Here is a 15,722-nt window from a genome sequence, read left to right on the forward strand (position 1 = left end):
TCGGTGATCGCGCTAGACGCGGAAATAGGACCGGACTCCGGCAACGGCTTCCAGGAAGGCGTCGACGTCGTCTGTGGTGTTGTACAGGTAGGCGCTTGCCCTGGTGGTTGCGGTCAGGCCCAGGCGGCGGTGCAGCGGCTGGGCGCAGTGGTGTCCCACGCGGACGGCGATGCCCCGGGAATCCAGGAACTGTCCGACGTCGTGCGCGTGCACACCATCGACGTGGAATGCGGCGAGGCCGATCCGTTCGTGTCCTGCGGTGGGCCCCAGCACACGGATGCCGGGAATGGACTCCAGTCCCGCCACCATCCGCTGGCCGAGCTCGGATTCCCAGCGGTGCACGCGGTCCAGGCCGGTTTCCGTGAGGTAGTTGGCTGCGGCGGCCAAGGCAACCGCCTGCGAGATGCGCTGGGTACCGGCCTCGAAGCGCTGCGGCGCGGGCAGGTACTCGGCCCGGTCCATGGTCACGGTGGTGATCATGGATCCTCCGGTGAGGAACGGCGGCAGCACATCCAGGATGTCCTGCTTACCGTAGAGGACACCGATTCCGGTGGGCGCCAGCATCTTGTGGCCGGAGAAGACGGCGAAGTCGACGTCAAGCTCTTTGACGTTCAACGGCAGGTGCGGCGCGGACTGGCAGGCGTCCAGGACCACCAGGGCTCCGGCCCGCCGCCCCAGCGCCACCAGTTCCTGCACCGGATTAATGGTGCCCAGCACGTTGGAGGCGTGGGTGAAGGCGAGGACCTTGGTTTTTTGTCCCAGGATCTCGGCCGCCCTGTCCATCCGCAGGGCACCGGCGTCGTCGATGGGGATGTAGCGCAATGTGGCGCCGGTGCGGAACGCCAGTTCCTGCCAGGGGATCAGGTTGGCGTGGTGCTCCATTTCCGTCACCACGATCTGGTCACCCGGGCCCACTCCGAGCTCTTTCAGCCGCCCGTCACCGCGCCCCTGCGCCGCCCACAGCGAGGCGTTCGACAGCGCGTAGCTGATCAGGTTCAGGCCTTCGGTGGCGTTGGAGGTCCACACCGTTTCCGCGTAGTCGGCACCGATGAAGTCCGCGATGGTCTGGCGGGCATCTTCGAAAACCTCGGTTGCCTCCACCGCAAGGTAGTGGGCACCGCGGTGCACGGCAGCGTTGCGCTGTTCGTAGAACTCCTGCTCAGCTTCGATGACGCTCAGCGGGTTCTGCGACGTGGCGCCCGAATCGAGGTACACCAAGGGCTGGCCGTTGACCAGCTGGCCAAGTACGGGGAAGTCGTTCCGAATCCTGAGGACTTCGGCGTTATCCATGGCCGGCACTGCGCGTTCCAGCGTGGCAGGCGTTGATACTAGGGCCAAAGCGAACTCCTTGAGATGCCAATGGATTGACACTCAATTGTCCCACAGCAGCTCCGGGCTTCAGCCCGCGGAAGTGAGGGCCGGCGACGGCTGGGGGGAGAGTCTCGGTCTCAGAAGACTCTGACGTCGCCGGCCCCGTTTCAATCCGGCCCCAGGTGCCGGAAGCTTGCGTCAAAACGAGGCCTATAAAGTCTGTTGGCCGGTCCACGGTTCCGGTGAATCCGGGTTTTCCTGCCGCACTAAGTCAACCGCACACGAACGCCCGGCGCACGAGTAGGCAGTACTCTAGTTTTTTGCGCCCGGGCTACGGGTTAGGCTACGTAAATACGCATACCGGGACGTCCGCGCTCGGGGCCCGGACGGAGGGCTTCCGTACCCAGCCCCTAGTGCGGAAGTGCTGTAGCCAGTTCGTCGCGGCTCCGCACGCCAAGTTTGACGTAGGTACGGTAAAGGTGGCCCTCCACAGTACGCACGGACACCATGAGCTTCTGTGCGATCTCCCTGTCGGTGAAGCCCTGCACAGCAAGCTCTACGATGTCCTGTTCCCTGCGCGTGAGGTGCACGCTCGGTGCTGCGGCGATGAAGTGGCCTTCCCGAAACCGCTCCCCCAGTTCGTGGTCACACTTCTCCCGCAGGGCCACTGCCTGACGGGCCCGCCGGCGCTCCCCGGAGCTCTCAAGGACAGTGTTCGACCGGGCGTAGGCCTCCCGCGCCAGGTTGACGAATCCGGCGCCTTCAAGCATGGCCGCCGTCTCCATGATGGAATCCGCGTCTTCGGACTCCCAATGCTCCGCCAGGGTGAGCATTGCAGCGGCCCAGCGGCCTTCAACGCTCCCCGCCAGCTTGTGGACCAAAGGGATCACGGAATGATCGCCAAGGTCCCAGCAGAGTGCCAAAAGTTCCAGAAGTGTCCCGGTTCGGCTGGTCACCTCGCGCGTGGTGGACAGTGTGTGGAGGGACGCCAGGCCTTTCCCGTCGTGCGTTACATACTCTGATGCTGCTGCGGCATAGGCCGTGGCAAGGAGTCCGAAGCCAGTGGAGCCCAAGGGTGAATCCTTGTAATCCAGCTCAAGCCGGCCGGCCTGGGCGGAGTCACCGAGCCTCGCCGCTGCATAGAACGCCAGCCCGGAACCAAACCGGAACAGCTGCAACGGGTCGTTGAGCCGCAAGGTCTCCACAGCCGGTAACAGCGTTTGGTAGGCGCGTTCCATCCGCCCCTGGCGCAGCAACGAGTAGCCACGGAGTACCTCGAGGCTGCCGCTGAAATATGCGATACCCCTCGGCTGTCCGGCGGCGTAGTTCGCCAACTCCCGTTCCGCGGACTCCCACTCCCCCATGGCCAGGTAGTCTGCCACCAGGCGGCCGAGGACAAATTCATTGAAGAAGAACACGCCACCCTGCAGGGCGGGAAGTTCCGAGGCCGACAGCAATGCAGCATCCAGCCCCTGGACGGCACGTCCGGCCGAGGCGAGGGCATGGGCCAACAGCGCGAGGCCCACAGCATGCAGGGCGTCCTCCGTGGCATCACCACCGCGGCCGCTACGAAGTTCCTGGACCTCGGCCGCCAACGCCTGGTGGTTGCCGGCTTCGCCAAGCTCCAACAGGTGAAGCAAGCACTCCTGCCAGATCCTGTCAGGAGCACCGGTTGCCTGTTCGGAATCCTGCAGTACGGCCAAGGGGCCAGCCGTCATGGCACCGGCGCGCTGAAGCGCTTCACGGGAATCGGCTGCAAATACTGCCAGCGGTGCCCCCAGAGCCTGGTGCGCCATTGCCCTGAGCATCAGGACCGGAACAGCCCAGGGCCCCTTCCCCAGCTGCAGCCAGCACCCGTCCAGAAGCTTAGCGGCACCAACGAAGTCGCCTTCATTGAATAGGGCCCTTGCCTGGACAGCCTGTGCCTGCGGTACGAGGTCCGGGTCCGCGACCTTTTCCGCCATCGTGCGGCTACTCCAATTTCGGGAGTGGACCAAGGCGGTGCCGGCGGCCTCAAGCAGCTCGGTATCGGATATTTTTAATCCGCATTCGAGGGCCCATTCCACGGCCCTCATCCTGCCTTCAGACCCTTCGGGTGCGGTGCCGAGCTGATCCTGGATCTTTTCAAGCAGCTGCAGGCTCCGTGACACCGAGATGCTGGTGCGGAGCGCCTCTCCGAATACGGAGTTCCAGATCCGGAGTTCGGCCGGAATGCCGGAATTTTCGACGATCATCTGCTGGTCCAGAAGCGTGCGCACCACGTCGGCGCCAAAGGTGTCCTCGATCATTTTACGGCTCACGGGCCCGGCGAGGGCAACAAGTTTCAGGACTTCCTGTTCTTCCGGGCCGCGGCGGAGCATGTCCTTCACCACCACCTCGGTGAGTCTTGGTCCGTCGGCAGGCAAGGGGCCCAGCAGCATCCAGATCCCGTTCCGCTTTGCGAGTTGGCCCCGCTCTGCGGCATCGTGCAACAAGGCATCAAGAATCCGCGGATTTCCGCCGGATGCACTCCAGATAGTGTCAATGGTTCCAGCGGGGACTGTTCCATCAAGGACATGGGAGAGGACTTCCTCGATCTGCTCCCGATTCATGGGACGCAGATCCACACGGTCGGCCAGGCCGTCGTACCAGAGCTGCGCGAGCGGCTGCGGCAGCCCTGGTCGCGGCCTGCCGGCAGCAAGCACGGTGACCCAGCCGGCGGTGATCATGTCCGCCACAATGCTGGCCGATGCCTCGTCCAGGTGATGGGCGTCATCCATCATCAGAAGCAACGGGGTATCTTTGCCGCCCTTCAGCTGCTCAAAGTACCTCCACACGGACCGCAGCACAGCCACCGGGGACACCGAGTCCTCGGCAGTGAGCTCCGCGGTGTACGGCGCCAGAACTCCAAAGGGTACACCGGACAGCGACGAGCTTCCATGAATCTGAACAATGATCATCTCCTGGGCAAGCCGCTCGGTGATGGCCTCGGTCAGTGTTGATTTCCCGATGCCCGGGCCCGCCATGAGGAACACTGCCTGACTCGTGCGGCTGCGGATGATATTGCAGATCCGGTCCAGCGGTTCACGCCGGCCCGTGAGAAGCCGGTACGGCGGTCCTGGTTTGGCTACGTGGCCGTTATACGAGTCCAGTCAGATCACCCCTGGACGTTACTCCGAGTTTGGTAAAGACCTGGTAAAGGTGCCCTTCCACAGTGCGCACGGACACTCCCATCTCTACGGCAATGTCGCGGTTGGACGCGCCCCGGCCTGCCAGCCGCGCGATCTGCCGCTCCCGCGCTGTCAGGAGCGGGCTGCCGCTGCTCGGTACGATCGGCAGGCTGGCAACGGTGGCTGCAAGGATGTCGAGCCGGGCCTGTGCAGTCCTGGCGGAGACCGAGTCACCCGCCTGCCGGGCGTAGTCAACGGCCAACGCCATGCACCGGGCCTCAACGGCATCCAGTTCGAGGGTGGCCGCCAGTTCCCCGCCGGCAAGCAACGTTTTGGCATCGCGGGTCCGGCTGCCCACGGCGATCAGCCGTGAAATTTCGGCCAAGGGGCCCTGGCGATGCCCGGCCACTTGTTCCATCAGCCGGAAGTCAGCGTCCGTGCCGTTGACCGTTGCTCCGAGCAGGCTGATCCCGGCAAGTGTGAACGTTCCCGTTGCGATGTCGCGGCGGGCGGACTGCTTGAGGCGGGTGGCTGCGTCGCTGTCCCCCAGCCAACGGGCGGCCATATCGGCACAGAATTCAGTGCGGCTGCGGGTGGCATGGTCAGCGGCGTCTGCTGTCCGCTGCAGTCTGTCAAGATATTTCCGGGACTGCCCGGCATTGCCGATCTGCGCATATGCGAAGGCGATGGCAGCGTAGGCGGCGCGGAGCATGCTCTGGAGGGGCCGCAGCTCCAGCTGCGCAGCGGCCGAGAGCAGCGAATCAAGGGCCGCGGCACCGCGGCCCGAGTATACGTAGGCGATGCCGGCAGCGAGCTCCGCGGCAGCACTCCGGTAAGGGAGCCGGTGGAATTCGCGCGCGGAAGGCGGATCCAGGAGGTCGATGCACCGGCGCCACTGCCCTGCCATCAGGAGCACGTTGTACGCCCGGCCGGCGAACTTCTCACGCAGCCCCACGATCTCGGCGGCGTCGGAGATCTGCCCGCCCACCTGCCTCATCAAGCTCAGCGCGTCCATTTCCCGCCCTGTCATGGACAGTGCGCTCATGAGGATTACCGCTGAGTTCATCCTGAAGCAGGTATCCGGATTCTTCCCGGGGTCCGCGGCGGCTTCCAGCGCCGGCAGGGCGGCGGAGTAGTCCCCCACGAAGGCTTGGTATTCGAATTCGCTCAGGCTGATCCGGTTGGCCGCAGCAGCCAGGGGCTCCGGCCAGCCCTTCGCGATTCCCGGTTCCACGCCAAGCCGCTCCCGGGCCGTCTGCAGAAGTGCCGGCACGCGGGCGGTGTGTTCGGGGAGCCAGACCATAACCCGCGATTTGGCAGCGACCACCCGGGCGAACTCTTCAACGTCCAGGTTGTCCAGCTGCGGCTGGGAAATATCGTCCAATGCTGCCATTGCCTGCACCGGCAGGTCCATGAGCAGGTACGCTGCCGCCTTCTGCCGCTGGGCCGGCACCCACTGGGGGTCATTCCGCTTCAATGTGTCGGCGTACTTGAGGGCAAAATGGGGGTCAAAGAGCTGCACTGCGGCTTCGGCAGCGGCCAGCGCCATGGCCGGACTCAACTCAGCCTCGCATTCCTGGGTCCAGGCGCCGAACGCCATCAGCTCCTCCACCGTCATGGTGGCCGGGTCAGGCTCCTTGCCGCCCAGGAGGAGGCTCCGCAGTTCCCGTCGACGAGTGATGCTCAGCCAGGAACGGACAACGTCGCCGAGGTACTTTTCGCGCAGTGAAACCCATCGGTGGTCCGAAGAATCGATCTTCAGCAGGCCCGAATCCTCCATGTCCGCCACCACACCGGCACCGTAAACGGCAGTCAGCCCGGACAGTTCCACGCTGCGGGCGCAGGAGAGCATCTCGATGACGTCCCGTTCCTCCGGAGATTTCCGGGTCCACTGGGATCGGACGATGTCGTCAAGGCTGGCCGCGCCGTCGAGCACCACTTTGTCCCGCAGTGTCCAGACGGAGTCCGAAAGAACCAGGTTCCCCGAATGCTGCTGCTCGGTGGCAAGCGCCTTCAGGAGCAGCGGGTTTCCGCCAACCATGGTGTGGAAGGTGCTGACCAGGGAGGCCGACACGCGGTGGCCCAGCAAGGAAAGCAGCACCTGGCGGGTCTGCAGTTCATTGAGGTTGTCCAACCTGACCTCGGTGAGCCGGCGGTCGCTGAGGAGCCAGTGGAAGTCGGCCGGAAGGTCGCTGATCATGGGTGCCACGGCCACAATGCGGGCGGTCCCTGTCAGGAGGATGTTGAGCAGTACGCCGGCGCTCATGTCATCGATGCCGCCTGCGGTGTCCAGGGTGATGACACACTGGCGCCCAGCGGCATCGCTTTTGATGAGGGATGTAATGCCGCGGAGGATGGCCGTGGGTGACCCCATGTACGCCTGGGGAAGGCGCGCCAGCAGGAAAGCCAGGCAACCGTAGGGCGTTGTTCCGGATGACGGTCCGCTGCGCAGTTGCAACGTCCAGATATCCGGCCCCAACTCGGAGACGGCCGCCCTGGCTAAGGAGGACTTGCCGACGCCGCGTCCGCCGGTGATGACGACTCCCAGGGATTCGAGGCTGGTCAGGGCTGTACGGACCGCATCGAGGTTGGCGCTCCGCGCAGGCACGGACCATGGCTGCGGCTCTGATCGGCCAGCAGTGTCGGTGCGCAGCCCAACGTCGTTGAGCGGTGACCCACGTCCCCAGCTGAGTGGCTCGATTGACATGAACTTGTCCCCTAAATCCCACCTAAAGCGGGATAAGCCCCATCGCCCCCCCGCTTAGAAAGAAGACTACCCCTTGGCACACACAGGTAAACAGGGACAGACCGTTTTAAGTTTTATGGCTGACCGTCTGACCTGGCTGGATGGAACTTCTGCTGGGCCGCGCTGAGTCCTTCCCTGACCAGCAATTCCACGGCATCGGCCGCCTCATCGAGCAGGAACGGAAGGTCCTTGCGTTCTGCAGTGCCAAAATCGCGCAGGACATAGTCTGCAGTTTCCATCCGCCCTGGCGGGCGGCCCACTCCCACCCGTACCCGCAAGTAATCCTTGGTGGCCAGTGCCTTGGACATGTCCCGGAGCCCGTTGTGACCGCCCTCGCCGCCACCGCATTTCAGCTTTAGCGTGTTAAACGGGATATCAATCTCATCGTGCACCGCAACAACATGGTCAGGATCAATGCCGTAAAAGTTCGCCAGGCCCGCCACAGGGCCGCCGGAAACGTTCATATAGCTCATCGGCTTGGACAGCACCACCCGGGGGCCGCCGAGCCCGAGCCGCCCTTCGAGCACTTGGGCGCGTGCCTTGTGTGTTTTGAACTTTCCACCCATCCGGCCAGCAAGTTCGTCCAGGACCATCTGGCCGACGTTGTGCCGGTTGTCCTTGTATTCGGCCCCGGGGTTACCGAGGCCAACGATCAGCCAGGTGTCAGTCATTATTCAATCCTAAGGTGGTCCGGACATGGCTGTGGCCGGACCCTGACAGGGCCCGGCCACACATCAAACTGTGCCGTTATTACTCGGCTGAGACTGCGGCTGCGGAGTCAGCCTGTGCCTCTTCCTCAGAAACCTCTGTGGCCTCGGAGATGTGGACCACCAGTGCGTCTGCGTCGGCCAGCAGGACCGAACCCTTCGGCAGGACAAGGTCGGAAGCGTGGATGTGCTGGCCGGCGGAGCGGCCTTCGATGTCGACCTCGATGGCGGTGGGCAGGTGGGTTGCCTCTGCCTCAAGGGAGATGACGGTGAGTTCCTGGTTGAAGACGCTGCCCGGAGCCAATTCGCCAACAATGTGAACCGGGATGTCCACGGTGACCTTCTCGCCCTTGATGACGGTCAGCAGGTCGATGTGCTCGATGATCTGCTTGATGGGGTCGCGCTGGACGTCCTTGACCAGGGCCAGGTGCTCTTCGCCGTTGACGTCCAGGGTCAGCAGTGCGTTGGCTTTGCGGACTGCCAGCGTGGTGGCCTTCGCCGGAAGCGTGATGTGGATCGGCTCGGCGCCGTGGCCGTAGATGACGGCGGGGATCAGGTTGGCCATGCGCGCGCGGCGGGCAAAGCCCTTACCGAATTCGGTGCGTACTTCTGCTGCGAGCTTCTGCTCAGACATGTGTATCTCCTCGGAAGACTAAAAGGTGTTCAGCAAGGGCGGAGGTCTGTTACGACCTTCAACGCCGGGCGGCCGTGAGGCGGCCCTTCCAGAAGGGAGATTCAGACCCAGTCGATAACGGAGACCTGCGATCCGGTTTCCCGGATGCTCTCCCTCGCCAAGGTATCGTCAAAAAGCTTACCAGCGCCGGGACCAAATACTGAAAACGGACCCGCCGCCGGCTGCAACAGCGTCGGGAATCAGGCGTTGCCGTCGAACAGGCTGGTGACAGACCCGTCGTCGAACACTTCACGGATGGCGCGGGCGATCAGCGGTGCGATGGACAGCACCGTCAACTGCGGGAACTGCTGATTCGCGGTGAGGGGCAACGTGTTGGTGACCACCACTTCGCGGGCGCCGGATTCGGAGAGCCGTTGTGCAGCGGGCTCGGAGAAGACAGCGTGCGTCGCGGCAATGATGACGTCCTTCGCCCCGGCGTTCTTCAGGACCTGGACCGCTCCGGAAATGGTGCCGCCGGTGTCGATCATGTCATCGATGAGGACGCAGGTCCGGCCCTCGATCTGGCCCACGACGGTCTTGGAGACGGCCTGGTTGGGAACAGTGAGGTCCCGGCTCTTGTGCACGAACGCCAGTGGCGCTCCGCCCAGCCGTTCGGCCCACTGCTCCGCAACGCGCACCCGGCCGGTGTCCGGGGACACGACAGTAACGTTGTCCGCGGCGACGCGGGTGCGGATGTAGTCCGCCAGGAGTGGGATGGCCATGAGGTGGTCCACGGGACCGTCGAAGAAGCCCTGGATCTGCGAAGTGTGCAGGTCAACGCTCATGATGCGGTCAGCACCGGCGGTCTTGTACAGGTCCGCTACCAGGCGGGCGGAAATGGGTTCGCGGCCGCGTCCCTTTTTGTCCTGCCGTGCGTACGGGTAGAACGGGGACACCACGGTGATGCGCTTGGCGGAGGCCCGCTTCAGCGAATCGATCATGATCAGCTGTTCCATGAGGTGGTTGTTCAGCGGTGCAGGGTGGGCCTGGATGACGAACGCGTCTGTTCCCCGGACACTTTCGCCGGCGCGGACGTAAATTTCCCCGTTGGCGAAGTCATAAGCATCAACGGGCAGCAGCTCGGTACCCAGCTCCTTGGCGATTTCCCGCGCCAGTTCGGGGTGCGCCCGCCCAGCGGCTAGCACCAGCTTCTTCTCGCCGCGTGCCGTAATTTCGCTCATTATCGCTGGTCCTCTTCTGTCGATGCCGGGGTATGTGAGGAATCTGAGGCGGCCGCCTGCGCCAGTTCAGCCGAGCGCGAGCCGGGGCGGTTGGCCACAACCCATCCCTCGGCGTTGCGCTGTGCGGCGACGGACAGGACGAGTGCCCCTGCCGGGACGTCCTTGCGGATCACCGCGCCGGCGCCGCTGTAGGCACCGTCCCCCACGGTGACCGGTGCAACAAAGACCGTGTTGGAACCTGTGCGTACGCCCGAGCCGATCACCGTGCGGTGTTTCTTCTCGCCGTCGTAATTGGCCGTGATGTTGCCGCAGCCAATGTTGGTATCCTCGCCGATTTCGGCGTCACCAGCGTAGCCGAGGTGGGAAAGTTTGGAGCCTCGGCCAATCGTGACGTTCTTGGTTTCGTAGAACGCACCGATCGTGCCGGTGTCGCCGAGCACGGTGCCGGGACGCAGGTACGTGAAGGGGCCCACAGCGGCGTCCGTGCCGATCACAGCGCCGGAACCGTGTGTGCGGGTCACCTTGGCGCCCTCGCCGATGCGGACATCGGTCAAGGTGGAGTCGGGGCCGACGACGGCGTCCCGCGCCACGGTGGTGGCGCCGTGCAGCTGCGTGTTCGGCAGGATACGGACGTCCTCGTCGAGGGTGACGGTCGAATCGATCCAGGTGGTGCCGGGGTCAACGACGGTGACCCCGGCGCGCATCCAGGCTTCAACGGTGCGGCGGTTCAGTTCCGCGCCGAGGGCGGAGAGCTGCACACGGTCATTGGCGCCCTCCACCTGCCAGCGGTCTTCGGTGACGACGGCAGCAACCCGGCCGCCCGCCTGCCGGGCGATTCCCAGCACGTCGGTGAGGTACTTTTCACCCTGCGAATTGTCGGTGGTGATGTGGACCAGCGCGTCACGGAGGACATCGGCGTCGAAGGCGTAGATCCCGGAATTGACCTCGCGGATAAGGCGTTCAGCTTCCGTTGCATCCTTGTGCTCGCGGATGCCAATGATGGAGCTGTCATCACCGCGGAGAATGCGACCGTAGCCCGTGGCGTCAGACAGCAGCGCGGTCAGTACCGTGACGGCATTGGCCTCCCGCTCATGCGTGGCCACCAGGTCCGCCAACAGACTGCCGGTCAGGAGTGGAACATCGCCGTAAGTGACCACGACGGTGCCTGCGAGTTTTTCCTGGGCGTCCAGCGCCTGCACGGCCACCTCAACGGCGCGGCCGGTGCCGGGGACGTCGTCCTGGTCCACGATCAGGGCATCGGGGTCCAGCTCGTTCAGGTGGCGGGCCACCAGATCCCGCTCGTGGCGGACCACCAGGGCCAGCCGTCCGGGGTTAATGCTGCGGGCCGCCAGCACGGCGTGACCCACCATGGACCGGCCGCCGATTTCGTGCAGGATCTTCGGCGTACGGGATTTCATCCGGGTACCGGCGCCTGCTGCCAGAACAATGACGGCGGCTGGGCCGGTATTCTCGGGGATCACGTACGGGTTCTCCTTGCTTGGTTGCGCGTTGCGCTGGGCGCGGTGCCAGTCCGGCCAAAATCCACGGCGGGGCACCGAGTTCATCCTACTGGACGGTCATCGCACAGCAGTTCCGCCCATAGGATTCGAACCTATACTCCACGGCTCCAAAGGCCGGGGTGCTGCCATTACACCAGGGCGGATCATGCCACAGGCGCAAAGGCCAAGGCACAAGTATTTATTTTGCCATGGCTTCAGGGCCCCCCGCGACATTGGCAGGAAACTCGGCAGCGATGCCCCTGCGCCGCCGACGTTTTCAACGGCTCAGCGGAGCTAGGGCATGCTGGAAATGTGAGCAATAACCCACCCCGGATACGGATGACAGGCGCGCAGCGGCGCAGCCAGCTGGCCGACGTCGACTGTGGCCTTTTTGTCGCAGCCCGAAGGTGCCTTCTCCACCCTGCTGTCCCAGGACGGCGCCAAGTACGCCCAGATGCTCGTGGGCACGGTGGCCGGACAGCCGCCAGCCTGACAAACACACCGTTGCCGCGCGCTTGGTCAACCTCGCCTGAAACGGCCTCACCGGCCTCCAAAAAGACCCCGAACTCCGCACGGAAAGCTGAGCCGGGTTGCGTTCGAAAGCGGGATAAGAGCAACGCGGAGGATGTCAGCGGCGGCCCCAATATCGAAGCTACTCGCCGAGAACTTCCAGGGCTTCCATCCATTCGAGTTCCAGGGCTTCGCGGTCCGTGGCGAGGTCCTTGAGTTTTTTGTTCTGGTCGGCGAGGGCGTCGAAGTCCGATTCTGCGGTGCTCTTGACCATCTGGTCGTGAATCTTTTTTTCCTGCTGCTCCAGTTTGCCCAGCTGGCGCTCGATCCGGTTCTTTGCCTTCCGGGCGTCCCGCTTTTCGGCTTCGGAGGAGCCGGACGCGGCAGGGGCGGTGCTGCCGCTCGGGCCGGTGACAGGGTTGCCGCCGCCGGTGATCGTAGAGCCGGCAAGAGCCCCTTCGCGGAGTTCGAGGTACTGGTCCACGCCGCGCGGCAGGGCGCGGATCTTGCCGTCGCCCAGCAGCGCCATCTGGTGGTCCGTCACGCGCTCCAGCAGGTAACGGTCGTGGCTGACCACAACGAGCGTGCCCGGCCAACCGTCAAGGACGTCTTCGACGGCGGCGAGGGTGTCGGTGTCGAGGTCGTTGGTGGGCTCATCGAGCATCAGCACGTTCGGCTCCCCCACCAGCAGGCGCAGCAGCTGGAGGCGTCGGCGCTCACCGCCGGAGAGGTCCCGGACCGGGGTCCACTGCTTTTCGTTAGTGAAGCCCAGCTGCTCTACGAGCTGGCCCGCCGTGAATTCCTTGCCGCCCACGTTGAAGGACCGCTTTTCGCGCTCGATGACTTCGATCACGCGCAGGTCCGAGACGTCGTCGAGCTCTTTGACCTCCTGGGTCAGCACGGCGGTGACCACGGTCTTGCCGCGCTTGACCTTGCCGGCTGACGGCTCAATCTCGCCGTTGAGGAGTTTCAGCAGCGTGGTCTTGCCGGCGCCGTTGACGCCCACGAGTCCCAGCCGCTCACCGGGTGCAAGCCGCAGGGTGATGTTGTCGAAGAGCTTCTGTCCGGGGTCGCCGCCGAGGAAGTCCAGTGAGACGTTCTCGAGGTCCAGGACGTCCTTGCCGAGCCGGGCGGTGGCCATCTTGCTCAGGGCTGTGGAGTCGCGTGGCTCGGGGACATCGGCGATGAGGGCGTTGGCGGCCTCGATGCGGAATTTCGGCTTGGCCGTGCGGGCCGGAGCGCCGCGGCGCAGCCAGGCGAGCTCCTTCTTCACGAGCATCTGGCGCTTGCCTTCCATAACATTCGCCGCGCGGTCACGCTCTGCGCGGGCCAGGACGTAGGCCGCGTAGCCGCCGTCGAACGGGTCCATGATGCCATCGTGGATTTCCCAGGTCTTGGTGCAGACTTCGTCCAGGAACCAGCGGTCGTGCGTGACCACCAGGAAGGCGCCCTGGTTCGCCCGCCAGCGGGTCTTCAGGTGCCTGGACAGCCACGCGACACCTTCCACGTCGAGGTGGTTGGTCGGCTCGTCGAGCATGATGACGTCGTGGTCCTCGATCAGCAGCTTGGCCAGCGCCACCCGCCGCTTCTGCCCGCCGGAGAGGGCGTGGACGTTGGCGTGCCAGTCGACGTCGGACACAAGCCCGCCCATGACTTCGCGGATCTGGGGATTACGGGCCCATTCATAGTCGGCCTGGTCGCCGACGATCGCCGCGCCGACCGTGAGGTCGCCGTCGAGCACGTCGCTTTGGTCCAGATATCCGATGTTGACTTCGCTGCGCTTGGTCACCCGGCCGGAATCCGGGGTTGAGCGCATCGCCAGCAGGCGCATCAGCGTGGACTTGCCGTCGCCGTTCCGGCCCACCATGCCGATCCTGTCACCTTCCTCGAGTCCGAGGGTGATGCCGTCCAGGACGGTGCGCGTTGCGTACGAAACCGAAAGGTTTTCGCCGCCAAGAAGGTGTGCCAAGAGGACTGCTTTCTGCTGCTCAGTAAGGAAGGGGCTCTTAAAGGAGGGTATCGGAGATGATGCGGGCGCCGGGCACTGGCCCGTGGACAGCCAGTGCTGTCAGACCGTAGTGCCGCAGATCCTCGGCCAGGCTTTCGGCAGCCGTTGGATTGTGCGTCAACAGTGCCACTGTGGGTCCCGAACCGGAGACAATCCCCGCGATGGCGCCATGGGACTCGCCCATTCCCAGCGTATCGCGGAGCGCGGGGGCAAGTTCAATGGAGGCCCGCTGGAGATCGTTCACCAGGACCCGGCTCAGGGCGTCGGCGTCCCCGCTCCGCAGCGCCTGCAGGATCTTGGGATCCACGGCCGTGGGCTCGGCAATGTCCAGCCCTTCGGCCTCGCGGAGCCGGTCCAGGGTGCGGAAGACTTCGGGCGTGGGCAGTCCATAGTCCGCCGCCACGAGGACCCAGTCGGTCTGGGCTTTGGCCAGGGCCGGCGAAAGGTCGTCGCCAACGCCGAGCCCGACGGCGGTTCCGCCAAGGAGGGAGAACGGGACGTCGGCACCCAGTTCGGCGGCCAGGTGTGCCAACTCGTCCCGCGACAGCCCGCTGTTCCACAGCGCATCGCACGCTAGCAGGGTGGCCGCGGCATCGGCCGAGCCGCCACCCATGCCCCCGGCCACGGGGACCCGCTTAGTGATTTCGAGGTGCACCCCGGTGGAATGCTCGGAGACATCGGCCATGATCGCTGCGGCCTTATAAGCCAGGTTTTTCTCATCCAGCGGAATATCCACGCCGTCCAGGTCCAGGGTGCTGTCAGGACTGATGCTGACGGTGATCCCCGGCGTCTCCGTGTTGGTGGCTGCCACTTCCTCATAGAGGGAAACTGCCAGGTAGACGCTGGCAACGGAGTGGTAACCGTCCGCGCGCAACGGCCCAACGTCCAGGGAAACGTTGACCTTGCCGGGCGCCTTTACCCGGACAGTCCGTGCGGGAAACTTCCCCGAGAGTGCGTTCACGACCCGGCCTCGCGGGCTTCGGCAATCCGGGCGAAAGCGTGGATGTCCAGGACTTCGCCCCGGGCAGAAGGAGCCACCCCGGCAGCGACGAGGCAACGTTCGGCCTCGGGTGCACCGCCGGCCCAGCCGGCCAGGGCGGCGCGCAGCGTTTTCCGGCGCTGGGCGAAGGCGGCGTCGATCACCGCGAACACCTGCTCACGGGTGGCGGTTGTTTCAGGTGGTTCGCGCCGGGTGAAGGCCACGAGTCCGGACTGGATCTTCGGCGCCGGCCAGAAGACGTTCATGCCGATCACGCCGGCTTTGCGCATGCTGCTGTACCAGGCTGCCTTGACCGAGGGCACCCCGTAGGTCTTTGATCCTGGCCCCGCAGCCAGGCGGTCGGCAACCTCGTCCTGGACCATGACCAGACCGTGCTGGAGGCTGGGGAAGTGCTGGAGGAGGTGCAGGACCACCGGCACGGCAACGTTGTAGGGCAGGTTTGCCACAATGGCGGTGGGCATAACAGGGAGGGACGTCACCTTCATGGCGTCGGCCTGGACAAGATGGAAAGAGTCCGCCGCTTCAGGCCGCCAGGCCTTGACGGTTTCGGGCAGCTTCGCTGCCAAGACAGGGTCGATCTCAACGGCGACCACCGTCTGAGCGGCGTCCAGAAGGCCCAGGGTGAGCGACCCAAGCCCGGGCCCGACTTCCAGCACGGTCTCGGTTGCCCCAATGTTCGCAACCGAGACGATCCGGCGGATGGTATTGCCGTCGATGACGAAGTTCTGGCCCAAGGTCTTGGTGGGCCGGATACCGATTTCATCCGCCAGCCGGCGTATGTCGGAGGCACCGAAGAGGGGTGCGGGCGCGGCGGCAGTCGGTTCAGTCACCTAGGTATCCTATCCCGGCCGCTGTGACGGTCCACCCGCTTTCCGGGCGGATCATGCGTGTTAGGCGGCATGCTTTTCCGCTTAACGGCGGCGGCCGGCCCCGGGACA

10 protein-coding genes and 1 tRNA gene are annotated in these 15,722 nt (G+C 64.8%); all 11 read right to left on the reverse strand.

Going from position 1 to position 15,722, the window contains the following annotated elements:
• Positions 1 to 12: 12 nt before the first annotated feature.
• Entirely contained in the window at positions 13 to 1,338 is a 1,326-nt protein-coding gene (locus QK290_RS02950) for a SufS family cysteine desulfurase (protein WP_282329233.1), read from the reverse strand.
• A 383-nt stretch (positions 1,339 to 1,721) separates the two neighbouring features.
• Entirely contained in the window at positions 1,722 to 4,442 is a 2,721-nt protein-coding gene (locus QK290_RS02955; RefSeq protein WP_348994429.1) for a LuxR C-terminal-related transcriptional regulator, read from the reverse strand.
• On the reverse strand, positions 4,429 to 7,167 hold the full coding sequence (locus QK290_RS02960) for a LuxR family transcriptional regulator (RefSeq protein ID WP_282329234.1): 2,739 nt from the start codon (positions 7,165 to 7,167) through the stop codon (positions 4,429 to 4,431). Before QK290_RS02960 ends, QK290_RS02955 begins: the two co-directional genes overlap by 14 nt.
• Before the next feature lie 113 nt (positions 7,168 to 7,280).
• The gene (gene pth / locus QK290_RS02965) at positions 7,281 to 7,877 is read right to left on the reverse strand and encodes an aminoacyl-tRNA hydrolase (protein ID WP_282329235.1); all 597 of its coding nucleotides are present in this window, start codon (positions 7,875 to 7,877) and stop codon (positions 7,281 to 7,283) included.
• A 79-nt stretch (positions 7,878 to 7,956) separates the two neighbouring features.
• Positions 7,957 to 8,547 (reverse strand): 50S ribosomal protein L25/general stress protein Ctc, encoded by a 591-nt coding sequence (locus tag QK290_RS02970; protein ID WP_282329236.1) that lies wholly within the window; start codon positions 8,545 to 8,547, stop codon positions 7,957 to 7,959.
• A 239-nt stretch (positions 8,548 to 8,786) separates the two neighbouring features.
• Entirely contained in the window at positions 8,787 to 9,767 is a 981-nt protein-coding gene (locus QK290_RS02975; protein WP_056348072.1) for a ribose-phosphate diphosphokinase, read from the reverse strand.
• A complete protein-coding gene (gene glmU, locus QK290_RS02980) occupies positions 9,767 to 11,248 on the reverse strand; it encodes a bifunctional UDP-N-acetylglucosamine diphosphorylase/glucosamine-1-phosphate N-acetyltransferase GlmU (RefSeq protein WP_282329357.1) in 1,482 nt (493 codons plus the stop codon). The genes QK290_RS02975 and glmU overlap by 1 nt, the downstream gene beginning before the upstream one ends.
• A gap of 110 nt (positions 11,249 to 11,358) precedes the next feature.
• Positions 11,359 to 11,430 (reverse strand) — tRNA-Gln (locus QK290_RS02985).
• Between the two features lie 488 nt (positions 11,431 to 11,918).
• Positions 11,919 to 13,745 carry an ABC-F family ATP-binding cassette domain-containing protein gene (locus QK290_RS02990; RefSeq protein ID WP_282329237.1) on the reverse strand — a complete coding sequence of 609 codons (1,827 nt, stop codon included), beginning with the start codon at positions 13,743 to 13,745 and terminating at the stop codon, positions 11,919 to 11,921.
• 37 nt (positions 13,746 to 13,782) lie between these two features.
• A complete protein-coding gene (locus QK290_RS02995) occupies positions 13,783 to 14,745 on the reverse strand; it encodes a 4-(cytidine 5'-diphospho)-2-C-methyl-D-erythritol kinase (protein WP_282329238.1) in 963 nt (320 codons plus the stop codon).
• Positions 14,742 to 15,614 (reverse strand): 16S rRNA (adenine(1518)-N(6)/adenine(1519)-N(6))-dimethyltransferase RsmA, encoded by an 873-nt coding sequence (gene rsmA, locus QK290_RS03000; RefSeq protein WP_282329239.1) that lies wholly within the window; start codon positions 15,612 to 15,614, stop codon positions 14,742 to 14,744. Before rsmA ends, QK290_RS02995 begins: the two co-directional genes overlap by 4 nt.
• Positions 15,615 to 15,722 lie beyond the last annotated feature (108 nt).

Source organism: Pseudarthrobacter sp. AL07, assembly GCF_029960665.1.
In the GTDB taxonomy this organism is placed as follows: domain Bacteria; phylum Actinomycetota; class Actinomycetes; order Actinomycetales; family Micrococcaceae; genus Arthrobacter.

What these genes read in the sequence shown, in the direction of transcription:
- QK290_RS02960 (WP_282329234.1), bottom strand. Translation starts at nt 7,167, where the DNA reads ATGTCAATCGAGCCACTCAGCTGGGGACGTGGGTCACCGCTCAACGAC.
- pth (WP_282329235.1), bottom strand. Translation starts at nt 7,877, where the DNA reads ATGACTGACACCTGGCTGATCGTTGGCCTCGGTAACCCCGGGGCCGAA.
- QK290_RS02970 (WP_282329236.1), bottom strand. Translation starts at nt 8,547, where the DNA reads ATGTCTGAGCAGAAGCTCGCAGCAGAAGTACGCACCGAATTCGGTAAG.
- QK290_RS02975 (WP_056348072.1), bottom strand. Translation starts at nt 9,767, where the DNA reads ATGAGCGAAATTACGGCACGCGGCGAGAAGAAGCTGGTGCTAGCCGCT.